The sequence below is a fragment of the Adlercreutzia muris genome, assembly GCF_041223505.1.
Classification (GTDB): domain Bacteria; phylum Actinomycetota; class Coriobacteriia; order Coriobacteriales; family Eggerthellaceae; genus Adlercreutzia; species Adlercreutzia muris.
The window spans coordinates 16,602-35,585 of the sequence record NZ_JBCLQK010000005.1 but is presented as its reverse complement, the minus strand read 5'-3'; the positions used below and the strand labels follow the sequence as shown (position 1 = coordinate 35,585).

Sequence of the window (18,984 nt, the reverse complement as noted above, 5' to 3'; positions counted from 1 at the left end):
TATCGCTATCGGTTTCCCAAACGTTTCAGCGCATATTGTAGCAGCGCGCCCTCGCCAGCGCCCTCGGGAGCGCCCTTCAAGGCCACCTCGGCCTCGGCGGAGGTGAAGCCCATGGAGAGCAGCGCCTCGGTGGCGCCGGTCAGCGCCACGCTGGCCGCCGAGGCGGCCCCGTCCGCGGCACCGCTGTCGAACAGCGTTTCCAAACCGCGCTCCAGCGTGCCCTTCAACTCCAGAATGATGCGCTCGGCCGTCTTCTTGCCAACACCGGGAATGTGGGACACCCGCGCGATGTCCTGGGCGGCGATGGCGTCGGCCAGCTCGCGGGGGGTGTAGGTGGAAAGGGCCGCCAGGGCCATCTTCGGCCCCACCTTTGACACGCCGATAAGCTTCTCGAACAGGGCCTTCTCCTCGTCGGAGAGGAACCCGTAGAGCCCCAGGCCGTTGTCGCTCACCGACAGGTAGGTGAGCACGCGCGCCGACTTGCCCACTTCCAGCTTGCCCAAATCTCCCTGGGGCATGGACACGGCATAGCCCACCCCGGCCACATCGATGTAGGCCGTATTCGGCGGCAGCACCGCCGCCACTTCCCCGCTCAGAAACGCTATCATGCGAACCTCCCCGTCTCGTGGGTCGTATAGCAAATGGCCGCAGCCAGGGCGTCGGCCGCGTGGTCGGGCGCCGGATCGCGCTCGAGTTTCAGCAGATGGCGCACCATGTACTGCACCTGCTCCTTCTCGGCCGTGCCTTCGCCCACCACGGCAAGCTTTATCTGGCTCGGCGAGTACTCGCCCACGGCAAGCCCCATCTCGGCGCAGGCCACCAGCGCCGCACCGCGGGCCTGGCCCGTAGCAAAGGCGGCCGTCACGTTGTTGCCGAACCACACCGTCTCGATGCCCACGCAGCTGGGCCGGAACCGCTCGATCACGGCTCCCACCTGATGGTGTATCTTCAGCAGCCGCTCGGCCAGGGGCCTATCGGCCGGCGTGGCCACGCACCCGTAGGCCACGCATCCCAGCCGCGAGCCGCACTGCTCCACCACGCCCCAGCCCGTGTGGGCCAGGCCCGGGTCGATTCCCAGTATGATGCGCGCCGTGCCAGCCAACAGATAAGCCCCACTTTCCAAAATCGGTGGGGCTTATCATAGAACATATGTTTGCTGATTGCAAGCCGGCTATCTCTCAACGGATTGCGAGGAAGGTCCCGGCGAATCACAGGCAGGAAGCCCCGCATCCCGAAGTATCTCCTTCGCCAAGTACTCATCGCTTCGGCAATGAAGATCGGCAACACCCTCCTGGATCAACGGCATCAAAGGCGCGTTATAGAAGACGTCCATCGCCTCCTCGGGCGTCATCTGCCCGAGCCGGGCCATAGCATCAATAATGCGAGCGTACTTCATCTGCAATACGGTCTGCTTTCCTGCATTGCTCACGAGAGTTCCTCCGCCCCGCAAAATCTTAACGCGCGATCGATTGCCCGCTGAGTTCGGAAACATAGCTGGTCGTTGGGCTTCACGTAGGTCAATCGCCCCAACGCCTCGTCTTTGGTTATCTCGCCCGCGAAGTACAAATCGACCGTGGTGAACACACGGTCGTTGGCAATGCCGCCCATAACAACGTCCCAAGAGGTGTCGTCAGCGCCCCCGCGGCATGCCATGACGAAATCGAGCCATTGCTCATCGTAGGCCGAGAACTCGAGGACGGCCAGGGATGCAAGCGCATCTTCATCAAGGCCGTACTCCCCCACATAGGCCTTTCGGCCACGGCGAAGGAAGCGCTGGGCGTAACTGACCGCCTGCTCCTTAATAGTCGTGACGTAGAAGCCACGCCCGAAATCGAGGTTATCGCGGGAATGCTCGGTGTCGGGACTGCTCACCACGCAGTCGGATGCATGGTAGACCCTCATGCGACCAGCTTCTTCTCACGCATATAACCGATGAGGTCTTCCATGAGGTAGTCTTTGCCGAAGGTGTGCAGCACATCGTAAGAGGCAACGATGTAATCCTGGAGAATGCCGCTGCGTGCCAGCAGATTGTAAATCTCGGTTTGACTTCGCCCAAGTCGCTCGGACAAATTGCCGATGCAGTACGTTACGAATTCAACCTCTCGCTTCGACACGAAGACACCTCCTTCATCCTACCGGCAACCACGCATTATTGTACCAAGGCGCCGGCCGGCCCCTCAAGCCCCAGCCCGTGTGGGCCAGGCCCGGGTCGATTCCCAGTATGATGCGCGCCGTGCCAGCCAACAGATAAGCCCCACTTTCCAAAATCGGTGGGGCTTATCATAGAACATATGTTTGCTGATTGCAAGCTGGAATTCGGCCTATCGCACCTCTACACGTTGTACATGCCCGAGTTGGGATAGTCAGCCAGATTCGCAGGCGCGTCGATGGCGCCGAGGAACTTCCCGTCCTGGATGCACACCAGCGCGTAGGGCTCCGAGCTGGCATCGTCGCAGATGCCCCACCAGCCGTCGTGGAGGTAGCAGGCGCGGAAGTCCTCGGGGATGGTCAGCGCGGCATCGGCCATGGAGGCGTCGAAGACCACCTCTCCCGAAGCGCTCACGATAGCCGACCGAAGCGTCGCGTCGGCATCGGATGCGCCGGCGGCATCTTCGCTGGCCGCAGCCGCGACATTCCCGCCGGTCGCAGCTGCGGCATCCGCCCCATCCGGGGCCGCCGAAGAGCCGATCGGACCCGCCGTGCGCACCCACAGCATGCCGTCGTTTGCATCGCTGAAGGCGTCCAGCCCCTCGCCCAGCGGCACGATCCACGCGCCGGCGCCCACCGAGTACAGGCCGGCCAGAGACTTGTTGGCGCCGCCGTAGGGGTTCTGGCGCTCGGCAGACACCTGCACGATGCCACTGCCGCCGGGCTGGTCGTAGTCCAGCTTCCCGCCAATGATGTCGCCCTCGTTCACGCTGGCAGCGTCGAACAGCGGCCGACCGTCGTAGCCGTAGACCTTCTGGTCGTCCGGGGCGTCCTTGCGGTAGTACCCGTAGCCGAGAGAGCTGATCGGGGCGCCTGCCTCCTGGCTTGAAGCGAGCACGTTGCCGCTCCCATCCAGAAGGTACTCCTCGCCGTGGCCCGCGCGGGCCAGCAGCACCGCGTCGTGGAAGGCGTCGGCCGCGGGCCACCCCGAAAGCGGGCCCTCCGCCGCCTTCCCCAGCTCGAACGCGAGGCCGCCCTGTTCGTTAAGCACCAAGAACACGTTGCTCTGGCCGGCCTCTTGGGCGATCACCGTTAAAACGAGGCGGCCGTCGGCATAGGAGATCACGTCGCCCGACACGCTGGACTGCCCCGTGATGCCGGCTGCCGCCAGAACGGGATCGAGGTCCACCGCCGCCGCGCCGGTGCTGTCGAAGAGCGCGTAATGGGTCTGCTCGTCGTGCACGGCGTCCCACTCGGCGTCGTACTCGCTCGTCTCCCAGGTGCCCAGCGAGAAGCCACCCGCGAAGGGCGTCTTAAGCACGGCATCGGAAACCGCCGGCACCGTGACGTTGCCGTACTCGTTCACCAGGGAGAAGCCGTCGCTAGCATGGGCGCCGAACCACACCGCGGGAAGCGCCGGCACCGCCGGCTCCGACGCGGCTGCGGGCTCGGCGTCGACAGCCCCCTTGGGCTCGGGATCGGCCGCCTCGGGCTCGGCGGCTGGCTCCTCGACCGGCGCGGACGCGGGCTCAGGCGCGGGTTCCGGTGCCGCGAAGGGATTCGCCACGGCGATGCCCACCGCCGCCAGCGCCACCACCGCCGACGCGGCTATGCCCGCTACGAGCGCCCCGCGCTTCTTCTTGGGCGTCACCGCAGCCTCGGGCGCGCCGGCAGCAGGAACACCCTGGCCAGACGCGCCATCAGCGGTCGCGGCACCCGTCGGAGTCTTCGGGGTCGCGGTGCTCCCGAAGGCAGCACCGCACTTCGTGCAGAACTTGGAACCATCCGGCATCTCATTGCCGCATTTGGTACAGAACATGTAGTATCTCCTTAGAACACTTCGATCTCGGAAATGGCGCAGTCCTCGTACTTCGAGCCGGGATACGCGCTCTCCACCGCTATCCGCAGTTCGCTGCCGGGATAGGTGCTGCCGAAGTCGATACGCTGGGAGGTCAGCCCGGCGTCCTCAAGGTCGAAGCGACCCACAAGCTCCCCATCGACGTACACGCCGACACGCGACGGGCGCGCGTTCATCTCGTAGTGGCGGTCGGACTTCTGATACCCGCTCCAAATGGTGAAGCCGCTGAACCCCTGCTCGCCGCCGCCCGAGAGGGAAATCCACTCGTTCAGACCCGGCCCGGAAACGCCCTCGACCCAAGCGCTCTTCAGGTCGCCGTCGAGAACGTTCGACGCATCGTAGCCGCTCGTGTTTACCTCGTCCACAGGCAGCGCGCTGCTCGCCTCGGCCGATGCGATGCCCTTGAAGGCCACGGGCTCGACGGCCTCCTCGGGAACCGCAGCCTCGGGCTGGGCCTCCACCTCATCAGCCTGCCCGCCCTCGGAAGAGCCGCGCTCGGCCTCGGGAGAAGCGCCGCTCTGGCCCTTCGCCGACGTTTCGCCAGCTGCAGCCGTCGCGCCCCCATCCGCAACCTCGAAAGCAGCCGGGACGCCGCCGTAAATCAGCTGGGAGTCGGCCCGATCCTCCGCGAACGCGCGGAAGGGGTTCCAGAAGTACGGATCGAGGCAGGCGGACAGGATATTGTCGATCTGCGCGAAACGCGGCGCGTCGTAGTCCTCCTCCAGGGTGACGAACCGCTTGTAGGACAACGTGCACTCCCCCGACTTCGCAGCCCCGTCGCTTGCCGTGTCCCCGTATTGCGGCTGCCACTTCACCAAGCGGCCTCGGTCGTCGTACTCGAACGACGTGGAGGAGACGGTCGGAAAGCTCCAGCGCATGACGCCCGTGTTCGCCTCGACATCGCGGACCGCATCGGACAGCGCACCGGAGTCGGCATAGGACATCGTCTGCGCATAGGAGCCGTAGTGCCCCCAGCGGTACGACACCCGAACCGGCTCGCCGTCGCCATTGCGCTCCACGCCATAGGCCTTCGCTTCAAAGGAGCCGGCGTCAGGGCTCGATACCGACGATATACGCCCATCATCCCCGTAAGCGACGACCAGCACGGAATCATTGCCGCCCTCGTAGCGGTGGCTCCACGAGGCAAGGCGGCCGTCAGTGTCGTACGAGAAGACGAGCGTGCTCGCGCCTCCCTGGCCTACCACCGCCCGGCACGTCTCGGGCAGCCCGTTGGCGCCGTAGCCCACCGTGTACCTGTCGCCCATATCGGACGATGCCTGGGACAGGCGCCCCGCCTCGTCGTGGGAGACGTCCCAGTGGACGGCCGGCGAGCCGTTGGTCCCGCTGTCTTCCATGGCCACAAGGCGCCCTGCCTCGTCGTAGGAGTACTCGTAGCGCTCCTCCTGGTCGTACTGGTACGTGGAAAGGGCGATGAGCCTGCCGGCATCATCGAACTCGCCCTCGGCGCGCACTTCATAGCCCTCGATATCGCCCAGGTCGGGAACCGCTCGCGTAAACGAGCTGACAGCCCAATGCTCGTGCAGGGGCGTTGCGTCCAGGTTATCCAACCGCACGGCATTGTCGACGAGCAGCTCGGACAGGACGCCGTTACCTGACAAATCAATCGCCGTCAGGGCGGTTCCCCGCACGTTGAGCGACGCCAGGCCGGTGCATGCACCCAAGGCGATCTCGGTCAGGGGACTTCCCTCCAGGTCCAAGGTCTCCAGAGCGGGCGCTCGGGAAAGATCGATGCTCGCAATCTCGGCATTTGGCGCTGAGAAGACGCGCAGAGCGGGCTTTTCGCCCAAGATCACCTCGGCCAGCTGTACGCACCCTTCGGCTGAGAGCGACTCCAGGGCCGTGCAATCGGCGACGTCGACCGAGCGCAGGGCCTCGCCCGACAGCGCCAGGGCCTTCAGGTTGGGGAAGATGCCCAGCCCTGCCACGCTCGAAGCACCGTCCACGGAGAGCGACTCGACGGCCGCCGCCTCGTCGCGGGCCACCTTGCCGTCGCCATCGGGATCGACCTGGTCCAGGATCGCCTGCCTCAGGACCGGATCGGGAAAGCGGCTCTCGTCGATGTCGTAAGGAGCAAAGAAGACCGTCCAGATAGCGAAGGACGCGCCCACAACCGCGACCGCCGCCGCAGCGATGGCTGCGACCATCTTCACCTTGCGGGGAGACAGCCGCGCGCCGGAACTAAGCGCCGCAGCACCCGTCGGAGCCTCCGGTGTTGCGGCGCCCCCGAAGGCAGCGCCGCACTTCGTGCAGAACTTGGAACCATCCGGCATCTCGTTGCCGCATTTGGTACAGAACATGGGCACCCCCCCCCTTACGCCTTCGCCTGGCGGGAAATGAGCACGCACACGATGGCGGCAACAGAGGCCATGCCGCACACGATGGCGTTCGTCGCCCCGCCCGAGGCGGCCAGGCCCGCCGACTCCAAAACGCCGTAGGAAACGAAGGCCCAGGCGAGGGCCTCGGCCGCCAGAAGCCCGGTGCCGATACCCAGCACCAGGCCGTTGCGGCCGCGGGTCACCAGAGCGCACACGGCACCGGCGACGACCACGAGGCAGGACGCAGCCCAGCGCACCATCGCCCCGAGCAGCGCCTCGGCCGGTTCACGCGACCCCTGGGGCTCGGCGAGGCTAATGGCCCGCGCGCGGCCCGACGCCGCCGCCTCGGCAGCCTCCACCGCGTCGGCCAGCTGGGCCTCGGCGTCCAGATAGGTCGTCGCCGTGGCCGCCAGCTCGCCGAACTGGAACACCGAGTAACTCTCCTCGAACTCGGGCAGCGACACATCGGCGCCGGTAAGCCCTGCGAGAAGGTCGGCGCCGCCCGAGGCGTAGCCGCTCGCCGTCACCGCCGCGGAACTCGTGGTGAACCACGGCATAAGGGCGAACACCAGGGCGACGGCGGCCGCCACAACGGCGGCGATGCGCAAAGGAGGGAACGTGCCAGCGGCCGACGGGGCTTTGGGGGCCGCGGGAACCGGCGCGGCGGGCCTCCTCACGCTCGCAGCAGGGGCAGGGGCCGGCGCCGCCGCGAGCTGGGCGCCGCACTTGCCGCAGAAGGCGCTGCCGTCGGGCAGCTGGTTGCCGCACTGGGGACAGAACATGGCTACTCGCCCCCCTTCGGGGCGCCCACGCCGCCGGGCGTCACGGTCGCGCCGCCGTCGCCGCCCGCCTCCACCAGCTCGGACTCGCCGATGCCCGCATTCTCCGCCAGATCGCCGTCACCCACTCCGGCGCCGGCGCCAACCGCGGGCGCTGCCACCTTGGCCCCGCAGCTCATGCAGAACATATCACCCGCGCCGAGCGGCGCCCCGCAGCTCGCGCACGCAGGTCCGGCCGCGTGCGCGGGAGTCGGCGCGGCGGGCGCCTGGGCCCGGGCTTTCTCGGCCGGGGTGCCGCAGCCGGCGCAGAACAGGTCGGCGCCGGTCATGTGCGCCCCGCACACCGCACAGGCAAAGCCCGTGGCGGCGGTCGCCGCAGCCGCGGCCTGCTCGTCGATGGCCGCAATCTGCCGCTGGCACTCCTCGCGCTCGGCGTCGATGCGGGCGATGCCGTCGTAGAGCGCCTCGCGACCGGCCGTGAGTGCCGCGTCGCCCCGCGTGGCCTCGTACAGGCTCGCCCCCAGCTGAGCCGCCAGGTTCTGTCGCTGGCGGTTCAGCTCGCCGATGCGAGCGTTCAGCTTGATCTTGTCGGCGCCGCGTCCCGCGGCCGCCGTCCCCCGGTTCACCGCCGAGGTCACGTTGTCCAGAAATCCCATGGTCATCCTTTCCTTACTCGATCCTTGCATCTATCTCACTGACATGCCAGGCATTCCCGCCAGGGGACACCGAATACCGCATAGAAGTAACGGTCCATCTTGCATTGCAGAAAACCCGCCGCATCGCCTCGGGCCAGGGTGCCGCGCCAAGAGGCATAGGATCGCGCTGCATCCCCATAGCTGATGCGTCCCTCGCCTATCATGCTCCGAAACTTCCGCAGTCGTCTTTTTTCGCGTTTGAGGCCCTCGGCGCACACTCGGCGGTGCACCCGTCCCCGCTCGTCCAGCTGGAACCGCGTCTTCAGAAACACGAATGGCGCTGTCGCGGGCACCATACGGAACTTGCGCGGGTTCACCGCAATACCCAGCGCCGCGCATTGCTTCTGGAACGCAATGGCGAACCGCTTCATCTCATCCCAGTCGGCGAACAGAGCGTAACCGTCGTCCATGTATCGGCCGTAACCGCGCACGCGCCACGTCTCCTTCACCCAATGGTCTATGCCGCTGGGGTAGAAAATAGCCCCGGTCTGGGAGGTTTGGTTGCCCAGGCCCAAGCCGCGTTCCTCGCTGCGCAGAAACAGCTCCACGAACCGCACCAGCGGCGGATAGCCCAACGCGCCGTCCATCATCGCCACCAGCTTGTTCACGTCTATGGACTCGAAGAACTTCGAGAAGTCGAACAGCAAAATACCCCCGACCGCGCCATGGCGCCGGTAATGCTCCCGCAAGTGCCGTTCCAGCCTATCGAGCGAGAACGACGTCCCCTTTCCCTTCAGGCTCGCGCCGTTGTCGTAGATGAGCGTCCGGCGCACAAGCGGCACCAGCACCGTATCGCACAGCGCTCGCTGCACCACGCGGTCGCGGAAGGGCACTGCGCTGATCGAGCGCGTTTTGCCTCGCTCGCTCACCGTGAAGCGCTTGGCCTCGCCGGGCGCATAGGCGCCGGAAAGCCACATCTGGTACAGGCGGGCGCACTGCAGCACGCGGTTCAGGCAGAATCCCTGCACATTGCGCTTCCAGGCAACCCCTCGCTGACAATGATGCGAGGCATCCACCAGCGAGCGCAGCGACAAGGCGGCGTCCAAGCCGCCCGTCGCCAAAATGGCATCGCGCCTCCGCGCTTCGCGCGACATCCGGCGCCGCCGGTAACGGCGCTCGCGGCGTTCCTCGCTTCTCAAAGCCATGCCTCCTCTCGATCTGACTGGCCGCCCGAAGGCGGCAGCGTTCTCATAGGGCCCCGCAGGCAGCCCTGGCACCGAAGGCCCTGCCGTATCAGGCCGCCCCTGGCAGCTGGGCATGAAAGGGCGCTCGGGCACGGCCGCGCCCCCATGCAAGCAGCGTTCGCCCACCGCCGTCGGGACCCATGGTTTATCCGCCGCAGCGGAAGGGATGCCTCCTCCTTCTGTCCGTTCATCCGTGTTCGCCGCAAGGCGGTTACTGAGCCGTCCATGAACAGAATCCGGGAACCACGCCATTGGAATTGCTGGCGTTGTCGTTGTTGTTCGGGTTGCCGTCGGAGCTCACGTTCTGGAAGTTGTCCGAGTCGTTCGGATTCGGAGAACGCTCCCACCAGTTGTTCGGCGATCAGGATGCACCCCGGAAAACCGGCCTGGGCCGGCATTTCCCAAAAATCAGGTATCGAAGAGCCCCAGCTGGGCCGACACGGCCGCTGTACTCTCCTTGGCGTAGTAGCCTCCGAAGCGCTTTTTATCGGAGGCCATCACGCCCTTCACGAGCTTGAACTCCCGATCGATGGACTCCACCCAGCGCAAGTAGCTCGCCTGCGAGATACACGCGCCGCCGCCGTCCTCGCGAGAGGGAAAGCGCTCGAACATCTCATCTACGTAGCTGGCGAGCACCTGAGCGTAGCAGTAGGCCTGGTTCAGGTGAAACCGCCGCAGGTCGGCATCTACCGCGCAGGTGACGTAGATGCTGTTGGCGGCCTTGGCGTGCTCGAGCACCCGAGCCGCCGCATCCACGGTGCGCTCAGTCAGCAGGAACATCCAGCGCTTCGGCAACTTCATAGCGCAGTCCAGGGTAAAACTGTACAGCCGCGCTGCGTTGTACACGTATTCGACGTTTGAAAGTTCTCTCTTCGATGGGGGTACGTTGCTCATCGCAAGCCCTTTCCGTCCCCCCCCCATGCCATATAGGCATGGGGGTTTAGATTGCAGGATGGTTTATAGACAGAAGCCGGGGACCACGCCGTAGGAATAGCTGGCGCCGCCGATGTAGCCCGGGTGGCCGCCGGAGCTCACGAACTGGAAGCGGTCCGAGCCGTCCGGAATCGGAGAACGCTCCCACCAGTCGTACGGCGAGTTCTGGTAGTTCTTCACGAGGATGTCGTTGGCATTAGAGGAATCGACAGCCATGTCGCGAAAGAGCTGATACTCGAAGCCCTCGGCGTTGAACACGGCGTTGTAAGAGGGATCGCTGTGCCAGTCGATGCTCCCACACAGCTCCGCGGCCGAGAACAGCCACAGCGAGTCGGAGGTGGTCGTCGCCGCTGACACGTCCTGGGTCTCGCCCACGTTGTTGGTGAGCTTGTCCACGGGAGCAACGACCTTCTTTAAATCCTCGGGGAGCAGCGCCATGCCGTCGCCGTTCAGGTAGGCGCGCATCTGCGAGGCCTCCCAGCCGCCGGCGTTGGTGTCGGTCTGATTCATGGGGGCCTCGGCTATGGCATCGCCGAACATGAAGGTGATGCCGGCCTTGCCGCCGGCGGTCTTGTCGTCGTGGGCGAAGCCGACGATCTGGACGGGCACTGTCATGTTGTTGGTAAGCGTCACCAGCTTCACCTGGGTGCCGTCCAGCTTGCCCTCGGGCGTACACAGGTTGTACTTCTTCGCGACCTCGATGGCCGCTGCCTCGTCGCCGGCCGCGCCGATCTCATCGGAGATCTGCGCCAGCTCGTCCCACGTGTAGGCCTCCACCGCCGACTTCACCGTGGCGGCTTCGCCGCCCTGATCGCCCGCAGCGTCCTGGCCGTCGGCATCTGGCGCATCATTCGCGCTCTGGCTTGCCGCCGGTACGTCCACGGCCTCCTTCGGCTGCACGCCCGCCAGCCCAAACCAGTTCGTCGCGAACCCAGCCACGAGCACCACTACGACCACGGCCGCAGCCGCAATGATGCCGACCTTCGCGCCGCCCTTCTTCGGACTCGGCACCCCGGGCACCCCCATGGGGGCGGGCTTCAGCCCGGCCGCCGCGGCACCGGGCGTCTCCGCGGCCGCCGCCGGGCCGCCCACCGGCGCCCCGCACTTCCCGCAGAAGGCCGACCCTTCCGCAACCTCGTTCCCGCACTTCGGACAAAACATACTTACCTACCTTTCTCATTACTCTTCTTTTTGGCAAAGTGATATATGGCTTTCTTCACAAGAAAGGAGCCTCCGCAAGCGACAGCGCTTATCTCCAACGTCAAGCTGAATACTTCTCCGCACAATGTTTTCGGATAAGGAACAAAAAACGCCACGAGCGCCAGCACACTAAACATCAGCCCCATGACACAGTCGATGTTTTGGCTAAAACCCCGCTCCTCCAAAGCCGAGCGGGCAAACAAAAGCACGAGTGCCGTAAGAAGAATGAGAACGGGTATCGCTGGCGATCTTACTTCAAGGAACGTCGATCCCGTGCACAAAAAGCACACTAGAAGTATTGCGAAGAAAACAATGACGTACGCGCCGTAGAGACACGTTCCGCCCATCCGTGTCGCGATCAAGCCAGTTTTTTGAAAGACACAAGTAACGCCAACGAACATGATGGCAGCTATCGTGGCCGCTCCAACAATGATAGCCACATCAACTAATCCGTTTAGAATATACTCAGCGATCGAATCCACCAGAAACCACCCTTCTGAGCGCGCAACGAGCCAAGGCGCCGAGAAACGTCTTGTGGCTACCCTCTATTCGGTTGTATCTCCGTGATTGCTGCGGGAACCTGCCCCGCGAAATTACTGCCCTAAAGCGCGGCGGCCTACGCCGATTTAACGGTGAGACCCCCCCCCAGGCATGTGTATGTGCGCTTGGTTAACAGCATGAGCGCAAGTGTATCACAAGTTGGCAACACCGCACGACGATTTCCGCTGACAGGAACGCAGAACGCGCATCGAGTGGCGAATGCCGCCAGCAAGCCGCAAGCCTTCTGAAGCTATTCGCCCTCCATGCCAAGAATCTTGCCGAATCCGATATCGACGAGAAAACCAACCACCTCGTCGGAATAAGCGATAGCCTCGCGAGCGTCCTCGGCGCTTATCTCGAAACCCGCAGGATAACGAGCCATGGTGACATAGGCTGACAGCTGCGCAGCATGATCAAGTATTTCCTCTGGAACTTCAATTTCCTTCGCCTGAGCCACAGCCTCGATAAGATCGTCAATCTGATGGGTGCGACCATAGCTTCCCAGAACCTCCAAGGCAACTGCTTTGGCATATTTCTCGGCACGTTGTTGCGCATGGAAAGACGCCTGGCCCCGAGATAATCAGGATCGGAATTCATGAGAACGGAACAGGCGCGGGCATCACGTTCGGCAGCGGCTACGAGCTCTTGCGCATTGCTAAGCTGCATAGATGGTCACGCCCTTAAGATACACTTCTTGCTCCACCGACCCCGCCATGGCTCTTCTCTGTCGGTAATCGCCGACGCTCGCTGCGATCACGTCGCGCTTGAGCCCTCGGCGTCGCGCCGGTGCGGCAGCTGCCGCCGCGCATGCCATGGTCGTATGGAGACGATCCCGTTCGTACCCATCGACGAGTACGAAAAGATCCAAGTCGCTGTCGGAAGAATAAGTGCCGTCGGCGCGAGAGCCGAAGAGAATAAGCTCGCGCACACCGGGCACGCGGCCCGCAATGGCCGAGGCCAACTCTTCTATCAGCCCATCGGAAATGCCCACCGGGTGAGCGGGCGTCCGTATTGCCGAGTTTTCCACCACGCCTCCTCTCGCGCTCCAAATGCTCACCGCCAGTGTAACACGAGAGCGGCCCGATGGCCCGAGCGGCCACCGCGGCGCAAGAAAACAATTTCCCAATCTGGAGCGTACTTACAGGCGCGGGCCCATGCCGCCTTCCAGGGTGAGGGTCTCGCCGCTCATGAACTTGAAATCGGGGTTCGCCAGCTGCACCACCAGCTAGCCGCGATCCTCTCCGTATTGCTCGCGCACATAGCGCTCCAGGGCCTTGAAATCACAGCAAACCGCGGCCATCTGCGCATCCTCTCCAGACGTGGCGGTGCGATACACGTGGAGCGCCTTGGATTTAATCCGTTGCGCATGCTTGTTGCAGTATGCTAACTCTTCGATCAGCAGTCGCTTGCGTTTCGGATCTTCCGCCGAGAAGTCCTTGATCACCTGGAGATCCTTCGGGATGGGAAACATGAAGCTAAACCGCACGCATCCCACCGGCTTGCCCTTGGAATTCTTGATGATGAAGTTCGTCTTCTGCTGGTGCTTAAACGAAGATATGGGCGCGAAGTACTCATGGCCCGCAATTTCGAAGAGCACGCCGCAGGCGAACTTGTCGTGCGTCTCGTATTTGATGTTCGGCACTTTCGGATCGACGGCCTGCAGCGCCTCGATGTAGTCCGGATCAACCGTATAGAAGTTCAACTCCTTCATGCCAGCCCCTTCCCCCTGTACCAAGCGAGCGGCCCGACCGAAGCCGAACCGCTCTGCTTACCAGCCGCTCTTATCGGTGGCGGAACACCTTGCATAAACCAGCCGCTCTTATCGGTGGCGGAACACCTTGCATAAACCAGCCGCTCTTATCGGTGGCGGAACACCTTGAATGACGCTAGTGTGCTGTAATACAAGCGAGAAATCAAGGATAATTCCGAAAACCGTCGCAGCATTCCACGGAAAGATGCCGCAAGGTTCTCCGCGGCGCGCTTACGGGCGCAGGCCCATGCCGCCTTCCAGGGTGAGGGTCTCGCCGCTCATGAACTTGAAGTCGGGGTTCGCCAGCTGCACCACCACGCGCCCGATCTCGGTCTCCACGTTGCCGTAGTGACCCATGGGAGGCATGTGCACGTTAGCCTCGAAGGCGTCGGGGTAGGCCTCCTGGAAGTTCTCCCAGCCCCCCCTTGCGGCGTTGCCAAGCTACCCGGCCCAGAAGTATCGCCGTGTCCTCACATTTCCATCAGTCTCCGCAAGCCCATCCGAAGCGAGGCCCTTCAGGTACTTCGCTGCAGTTTTCGACGTAATGTGCAACTCAGCGGCCACATCACCCGCCGAGAGCGTCCCTCTTTCTTCCAGGAGAGCAAGAACCGCAAGTCGCGTATTCTCTTTCAATGCACCGGAAGCCCGATCTCCCTCGGCCAAGCCCTTCTTCCGCGGAATCTGCGCTACGAAAACATCCCCCTCGCTCAACACGGGATCGGCCCCGAGAAGCGCTTTCGAGTACTTCTCCAGGTTCCTCAGTCCGCTTCCCAGTTCTTCGGCATAGCCGATTTGCGTAAAGAAGCTGGCGATGATGGGATTTTTCGGCATGGGGTTGAAGTCCGACAACGTCAAGCGTCCCTCGAAGAGAGCACGGCTCGCGTTCTCGGTCCGAAACCCCGATTCGTCAATAATGAGTTTTGCGGGAAAGGGGCTCGTGAACTCACGATGGATAAGCGTGTTGGACACCATTTCCCTCACTACGATATCGCGCACGCTCACCCTCCGGTCGCCTTCAAGATAGAACGGGTCGGGAAGATGCTTCGCGCAGAAATCGCGCAACGTTCCGTAGGCTGTCACAAGATTATCCCTCACGATCTCCCGGTCATCATAGCGATCAGCCTGCCGCTCGCGAAACACCGCATCCGTCTTGTAAGCCGGGCAAGCCGCCAGTACCACTTCGCGGCGCCCGAGAAGCAGCGCCGCAGCTCGATTGAGGCCTTCGGCGCCCGTCTCGATATCCCTCGTGTAGAGCTGCGCACTTCGCAGCAGCTCCATGTCATCCATTTCGGCCCAGGGATGACCCGGTCTTCGAGATGAGGCAATCTGCCGGCACTTGTCGATAAGGCCAGGCTCAAAATCCTCGATGCGCAGATGAGGAAAGATGTGCTGCTCGGTAAAAATGGAGTACTTCCTCAGATAGAGGGATGCGATCTGAGTATCGGCCTTCAAGACAATATCCGCATCGGCAAGCCTATCGTATACGCGTCCTTTAAAGCGGTACACTCCCTGGGTAGGAGGCACCCAAACGCGCAAGACCCACTGTCCTCCGTACTCTATCTGCTCGAACTCCAAGCTAGGCGGCATGTTGAACAAGTCGGGGTTGCATGTGCAGTTGATGAGATTGCGCTCTATCTCAAGTAGATTTTGGTAGGGGATGCCTTGGATTTCCCCGCTATCCGTCACGCCCAGAAAGAGGCTGCCCCCGTTTCTGTTGGCAAAAGAGCAAATTGTTTCAAGGGAATCCCGCTCCGGCCTTGAGCCGCAACGCTTGAACTCGATTGTCGCAGATTCCCCTCGCCGTAGAATGTCCTCGAATACAGAATGCTCCACCACTCCCCCTTTCTTTTCATAGATACAAGATAAGGGAAGAAATAAGGGAATAAGGGAAGAAATAAGGGAATAAGGGAAGAAATAAGGGAAATTATCCCGAAGAGTATCTGAACCTTCGAGACATCCGCACAACGGCAACGTGCCCCTCCCAAAGCCAACCGGCCCGAAAGGGGCTCGCGCCTTCCGGGCCGGTTCGCTGCTGCGAGTTTCCCGCGGGCACCTACGGGCGCAGGCCCATGCCGCCTTCCAGGGTGAGGGTCTCGCCGCTCATGAACTTGAAGTCGGGGTTCGCCAGCTGCACCACCACGCGCCCGATCTCGGTCTCCACGTTGCCGTAGTGGCCCATGGGAGGCATGTGCACGTTGGCCTCGAAGGCGTCGGGGTAGGCCTCCTGGAAGTTCTCCAGAGCGGCGGTCCAGGCCAGCGGGCACACCACGTTCACGTTGATGCCGTCGGGGCCCCACTCGGTGGCGGCCACGCGCGTAAGCCCGCGGATGCCCTCCTTGGCCGCCGCGTAGGCGCACTGGCCGTAGTTGCCGAACAGCCCCGCGCCGGAAGCAAAGTTGATGACCGAGCCCTTCGTCTCCTTCAAGTGCGGGTAGCACGCCTGCATGTAGTAGAAAGTGGCGTACAAACCCGAGTAGATGGCCAAGTCGAACTGGTCGGTGGTGTGGTCGGCCAGGGTAACGCCGGAGGCGGAGGCCTGAGCGTTGTTCACCAGCACGTCGATGCGGCCGAACTTCTCGATGGCCAAATCCACCACGTTCTGCACCACGGCCGCGTTGTCGGCGCCCGCGTTCACGTCGGCGGCCACGCAGAGCACCTGGATGCCGAACTCGGCCTCCAGCTTCTCCTTGGCCGTCTCCAGCTTCTGCACGTTGCGGCCGGTGATGACCAGGTTCGCGCCCTCCTTGGCATAGGCCGTGGCGATGCCGTAGCCGATGGAGCCGGCGGACCCGTCCTTCAGTGCCGCGAAGCCGGCGCCGGTGATGATGGCGGTCTTACCTTCGAGAAAACCCATGGAGCCTCCCTTGTCGAATGGCGGGGCACCGCACCTGGCAGCATGTCTCCCGCGCGTTTACGTGCCTTTACCCTACCAGATTTCCCCGCCCCGATGTTTCCGGAATGTTGCACGGGGCGTCTGCGTCCCCGAAAGGCACCACGACGAGGGAGCTGCCCCTGACAGCCCCCCATGAGAAGAGGCGCCGCCACCGCCCGCACGTCAAAAAGGGGCGCCGAGCCTGAGCTCGGCGCCCCTTGCAGGTGCACGCTATGCGAGGCTGCGCGATTACTCGTCGAGCGCCTCGGCGATCTCGTCGGTGATGTCCATGGTGTGGTACACCGCCTGCAGATCCTCCAGTTCTTCTAGCTTGTCGATGAGACGCATGACCTTCTTCGCGTCGGCCACGCTCACCTCGGTGGGAGTGCCGGCGATCATGGTCATCTCGGCGCCCTTCACCTGGATGCCCTGGGCCTCCAGCTCCTTCACCACGGCCATGAGGTCGCTCGGCGCGGTGTAGACGATCCACTCCTCGTCGGCGTCCTCGTAGTCGTCGCCGCCGGCCTCGGCCACGGCCAGCATGAACTCCTCCTCGTCGGCCGCAGCGCCGTTGGGGCCCACCGGGTTCTTCTTGTCGCCGGTCTCCACTTCCTTGGACACGATGATCTGGCCCTTGCGGTCGAACTGGAACGCCACCGAACCCGAGGTGCCCAGGTTGCCGCCGGAATGGGAGAACGCCGCGCGCACGTCGGCAGCGGTGCGGTTGCGGTTATCGGTCAGGGCCTCGCAGAGCACGGCCACGCCGGCCGGGCCGTAGCCCTCGTAGACCACGGTCTCGTAGCTGGCGGCGTCCTTGCCGGAGCCGAAGGCCTTGTCGATGGCGGTCTTGATCTTGTCCTTGGGCATGGAATAGCCCTTGGCCTTCTCGATGGCAGCGGCCAGCGACGCGTTGTTGTCGGGGTTCGGGTCGCCCCCCTCCTTGGCAGCCACGGTGATGTTGCGAGCCAGCTTGGAGAACAGAGCCGAGCGCTTAGCGTCCTGCGCGGCCTTGCGATGTTTGGTGGTTGCCCACTTAGAATGCCCTGACATGGATACGTCCCTTCAAAACACGAATACAACAGCGGTTCATGGTATCACAGCTCCTACCCCTCGTCCACCCGCTCCAGCAGCTCCTCGCGGGAGCTCACGCCGACCTTGCGGTAGATAGCCTTCACGTGGGTGCGCACCGTGCTCTCGGAGATGACGAGCGTTCCCGCAATGAACGCGATGCCGTGGCCGCGGCCCAGATACCCCAGAATCTCCCGCTCGCGCGGGGTGAGCGCCGCCCCATCGGCCAGCAGCGCGCAGCGGGCGGCCACGTCGCGCGCAGCCGGCACTGGCGCGGGCGGGCGGCCGGGCAGGTCGTCGGCTTCTCCCTCCCCCGCGTCATGCGAGGTCGCACCCCGCGATGCACGCCACAGCGCCGCCAGCGCATCGCCGATAAGCGCCACGAAGAACAGCGTGCTCACCACCAGAAGCGCCGGACCTCCGCCCTGCTCCTGGAAGGGAGGCAGCCACGCCGCCGCCACGCCGGCGATGGAGCACAGGGCGAAGCCGGCCACAGCCACGCCGTAGACGAAACCGCAGGGCAGCTCGCCCCCATGGGCAAGGGCCGCCAGGCTCGCCAGAGCCAGAATAGCAAGCATGCCAAAGAACACATAGGTCAGCCACGCCGCGAACCACAGAGGCGGCGTGCCCGCGGGAAAGCTGTTTAGAAAGACGAGCGCCAGCGCGAAGGCCGGCAGCACGAGCCGGTAGATGACGGGCAGAAGCGGCCGCGACGAGCGCACGAAGCACAATGGCACCACCACCAGCGCCCCCAGCACGCAGCCGAGCACCTCCATGTGCACCACGTCGAACAAGATGAACTTGCGCGCGCCCATGAGGAAGGCGAACACCATGAGCCCCGCAAAGGGCATGGCCAGAAGGCGGACCATGATGGCGAATCCACGAACCAGGCTGCAGCCAGCCGCCTCCCCGACGGCCCCGCGGGACGCCCCCAATTCGCCTCGGCGCGCCTTCCAACAGGGCAGAAAGCAGCTGAGGGGCAGCAGCACACAGAACACGAGCAGACCCACGGCAAACGTCACCGAGGCTAGCAGCATCTCCAGAAGGGACGAAAGTCCCACCATAACCGCCACCCATAGAAGCGCCTGACGCAAATCGTACTGGGCCATGTAGGCGCCCCACGCCACGGCAAGCTCCACCGTGCCCGCGGCAAGGAGCGCACCAGCGGCCACGGCCAGGCCCGACGCCGCGAAACCGGGAACGGCAGCCGCCAGAATGAACAGCCCGTAGCCGGCAAGATAGCACGCCGCCCCCGCATACACCCACCGGCTTCCGAGCAGCCGCGCACGGCCGCCCTCTCGGGAGGAGAGCCATGCGGCCAGCATACCACCCGCGACAGAGCCGCCGAGCAGCGTGTTGGCGAAAGGGGCCATATAGGCGCCCGCATCGTAGACCCCCGCTTCGAAGAGCAGGTGGTTCGGCGCGTATATGGGCAGGGTGACCAAGAAGGCCGCCAGCATGAGCGTTTCCAATTTGAATGACGAGCTGAGATGCAACGGCACAACCCTCCCCGGTTCACGTCGCAGCAGATCGCTGCCTAGTATACCCAAAGTTTCCGATAGGGGACGTAACCGTTCCGCTATCTTTTCAAAATCAATTGTGACCTGGTGTTTAGTTGTAT

General features: G+C 63.8%; 20 protein-coding genes and 1 pseudogene. All 21 read right to left on the bottom strand.

From position 1 onward, the window contains the following. Positions 1-5 precede the first annotated feature (5 nt). Entirely contained in the window at positions 6-608 is a 603-nt protein-coding gene (gene ruvA / locus AAK988_RS06005; protein WP_160346352.1) for a Holliday junction branch migration protein RuvA, read from the bottom strand. Then, positions 605-1,102, bottom strand: a complete 498-nt coding sequence (gene ruvC, locus AAK988_RS06000) for a crossover junction endodeoxyribonuclease RuvC (RefSeq protein WP_016309124.1) — start codon at positions 1,100-1,102, stop codon at positions 605-607. Before ruvC ends, ruvA begins: the two co-directional genes overlap by 4 nt. 69 nt (positions 1,103-1,171) lie before the next feature. Continuing rightward, a complete protein-coding gene (locus AAK988_RS05995) occupies positions 1,172-1,429 on the bottom strand; it encodes a hypothetical protein (protein WP_028027337.1) in 258 nt (85 codons plus the stop codon). Next, entirely contained in the window at positions 1,426-1,902 is a 477-nt protein-coding gene (locus AAK988_RS05990) for a DUF3990 domain-containing protein (RefSeq protein WP_135971573.1), read from the bottom strand. The genes AAK988_RS05995 and AAK988_RS05990 overlap by 4 nt, the downstream gene beginning before the upstream one ends. Further along, positions 1,899-2,114 (bottom strand): DUF3791 domain-containing protein, encoded by a 216-nt coding sequence (locus AAK988_RS05985; protein WP_028027339.1) that lies wholly within the window; start codon positions 2,112-2,114, stop codon positions 1,899-1,901. Before AAK988_RS05985 ends, AAK988_RS05990 begins: the two co-directional genes overlap by 4 nt. Before the next feature lie 218 nt (positions 2,115-2,332). Continuing rightward, the gene (locus tag AAK988_RS05980; RefSeq protein WP_369873227.1) at positions 2,333-3,967 is read right to left on the bottom strand and encodes a zinc ribbon domain-containing protein; all 1,635 of its coding nucleotides are present in this window, start codon (positions 3,965-3,967) and stop codon (positions 2,333-2,335) included. An 11-nt stretch (positions 3,968-3,978) separates the two neighbouring features. After that, positions 3,979-6,324, bottom strand: a complete 2,346-nt coding sequence (locus AAK988_RS05975; RefSeq protein WP_369873226.1) for an NADase-type glycan-binding domain-containing protein — start codon at positions 6,322-6,324, stop codon at positions 3,979-3,981. Positions 6,325-6,338: 14 nt separating this feature from the next. Then, a complete protein-coding gene (locus AAK988_RS05970; protein WP_369873225.1) occupies positions 6,339-7,124 on the bottom strand; it encodes a zinc ribbon domain-containing protein in 786 nt (261 codons plus the stop codon). A gap of 2 nt (positions 7,125-7,126) precedes the next feature. Next, positions 7,127-7,783: a zinc-ribbon domain-containing protein gene (locus AAK988_RS05965; RefSeq protein WP_369873224.1), complete on the bottom strand. Its 657-nt coding sequence runs from the start codon at positions 7,781-7,783 to the stop codon at positions 7,127-7,129. 29 nt (positions 7,784-7,812) lie between these two features. Beyond that, entirely contained in the window at positions 7,813-8,955 is a 1,143-nt protein-coding gene (locus AAK988_RS05960; RefSeq protein ID WP_369873223.1) for a reverse transcriptase domain-containing protein, read from the bottom strand. A 453-nt stretch (positions 8,956-9,408) separates the two neighbouring features. Next, positions 9,409-9,894, bottom strand: coding sequence for a hypothetical protein (locus AAK988_RS05955; protein ID WP_160347527.1), 486 nt, complete (start codon positions 9,892-9,894; stop codon positions 9,409-9,411). A 63-nt stretch (positions 9,895-9,957) separates the two neighbouring features. Continuing rightward, a complete protein-coding gene (locus AAK988_RS05950) occupies positions 9,958-11,094 on the bottom strand; it encodes a DUF6273 domain-containing protein (protein ID WP_369880497.1) in 1,137 nt (378 codons plus the stop codon). A gap of 2 nt (positions 11,095-11,096) precedes the next feature. Continuing rightward, a complete protein-coding gene (locus AAK988_RS05945) occupies positions 11,097-11,615 on the bottom strand; it encodes a hypothetical protein (protein ID WP_135971296.1) in 519 nt (172 codons plus the stop codon). Between the two features lie 308 nt (positions 11,616-11,923). Next, positions 11,924-12,226: pseudogene (locus tag AAK988_RS05940) on the bottom strand (HEPN domain-containing protein); the annotation flags it as partial. A 102-nt stretch (positions 12,227-12,328) separates the two neighbouring features. Beyond that, entirely contained in the window at positions 12,329-12,700 is a 372-nt protein-coding gene (locus tag AAK988_RS05935) for a nucleotidyltransferase domain-containing protein (RefSeq protein WP_035022613.1), read from the bottom strand. A gap of 198 nt (positions 12,701-12,898) precedes the next feature. Further along, positions 12,899-13,384, bottom strand: a complete 486-nt coding sequence (locus tag AAK988_RS05930; protein WP_369873221.1) for a type III toxin-antitoxin system ToxN/AbiQ family toxin — start codon at positions 13,382-13,384, stop codon at positions 12,899-12,901. A 270-nt stretch (positions 13,385-13,654) separates the two neighbouring features. Continuing rightward, positions 13,655-13,789 (bottom strand): hypothetical protein, encoded by a 135-nt coding sequence (locus tag AAK988_RS05925; protein WP_369873220.1) that lies wholly within the window; start codon positions 13,787-13,789, stop codon positions 13,655-13,657. A gap of 75 nt (positions 13,790-13,864) precedes the next feature. Then, the gene (locus AAK988_RS05920; RefSeq protein ID WP_369873219.1) at positions 13,865-15,256 is read right to left on the bottom strand and encodes an RNA-binding domain-containing protein; all 1,392 of its coding nucleotides are present in this window, start codon (positions 15,254-15,256) and stop codon (positions 13,865-13,867) included. Between the two features lie 220 nt (positions 15,257-15,476). Beyond that, on the bottom strand, positions 15,477-16,277 hold the full coding sequence (locus AAK988_RS05915) for an SDR family NAD(P)-dependent oxidoreductase (protein WP_369873218.1): 801 nt from the start codon (positions 16,275-16,277) through the stop codon (positions 15,477-15,479). 267 nt (positions 16,278-16,544) lie between these two features. Then, positions 16,545-17,345, bottom strand: a complete 801-nt coding sequence (locus AAK988_RS05910) for a YebC/PmpR family DNA-binding transcriptional regulator (RefSeq protein ID WP_028027350.1) — start codon at positions 17,343-17,345, stop codon at positions 16,545-16,547. A 53-nt stretch (positions 17,346-17,398) separates the two neighbouring features. Further along, positions 17,399-18,823 carry a helix-turn-helix transcriptional regulator gene (locus tag AAK988_RS05905; protein WP_369873217.1) on the bottom strand — a complete coding sequence of 475 codons (1,425 nt, stop codon included), beginning with the start codon at positions 18,821-18,823 and terminating at the stop codon, positions 17,399-17,401. Positions 18,824-18,984 lie beyond the last annotated feature (161 nt).

Bases quoted from the DNA above. Each gene is read 5' to 3' on its own strand.
- AAK988_RS05910 (WP_028027350.1), bottom strand. From the start codon at position 17,345: ATGTCAGGGCATTCTAAGTGGGCAACCACCAAACATCGCAAGGCCGCG.
- AAK988_RS05915 (WP_369873218.1), bottom strand. From the start codon at position 16,277: ATGGGTTTTCTCGAAGGTAAGACCGCCATCATCACCGGCGCCGGCTTC.
- AAK988_RS05955 (WP_160347527.1), bottom strand. From the start codon at position 9,894: ATGAGCAACGTACCCCCATCGAAGAGAGAACTTTCAAACGTCGAATAC.
- AAK988_RS05975 (WP_369873226.1), bottom strand. From the start codon at position 6,324: ATGTTCTGTACCAAATGCGGCAACGAGATGCCGGATGGTTCCAAGTTC.
- AAK988_RS05950 (WP_369880497.1), bottom strand. From the start codon at position 11,094: ATGTTTTGTCCGAAGTGCGGGAACGAGGTTGCGGAAGGGTCGGCCTTC.
- AAK988_RS05970 (WP_369873225.1), bottom strand. From the start codon at position 7,124: ATGTTCTGTCCCCAGTGCGGCAACCAGCTGCCCGACGGCAGCGCCTTC.
- AAK988_RS05990 (WP_135971573.1), bottom strand. From the start codon at position 1,902: ATGAGGGTCTACCATGCATCCGACTGCGTGGTGAGCAGTCCCGACACC.
- AAK988_RS05980 (WP_369873227.1), bottom strand. From the start codon at position 3,967: ATGTTCTGTACCAAATGCGGCAATGAGATGCCGGATGGTTCCAAGTTC.
- AAK988_RS05905 (WP_369873217.1), bottom strand. From the start codon at position 18,823: ATGCTGGCGGCCTTCTTGGTCACCCTGCCCATATACGCGCCGAACCAC.
- AAK988_RS05930 (WP_369873221.1), bottom strand. From the start codon at position 13,384: ATGAAGGAGTTGAACTTCTATACGGTTGATCCGGACTACATCGAGGCG.
- AAK988_RS05965 (WP_369873224.1), bottom strand. From the start codon at position 7,783: ATGACCATGGGATTTCTGGACAACGTGACCTCGGCGGTGAACCGGGGG.
- ruvA (WP_160346352.1), bottom strand. From the start codon at position 608: ATGATAGCGTTTCTGAGCGGGGAAGTGGCGGCGGTGCTGCCGCCGAAT.
- AAK988_RS05925 (WP_369873220.1), bottom strand. From the start codon at position 13,789: ATGCCTCCCATGGGTCACTACGGCAACGTGGAGACCGAGATCGGGCGC.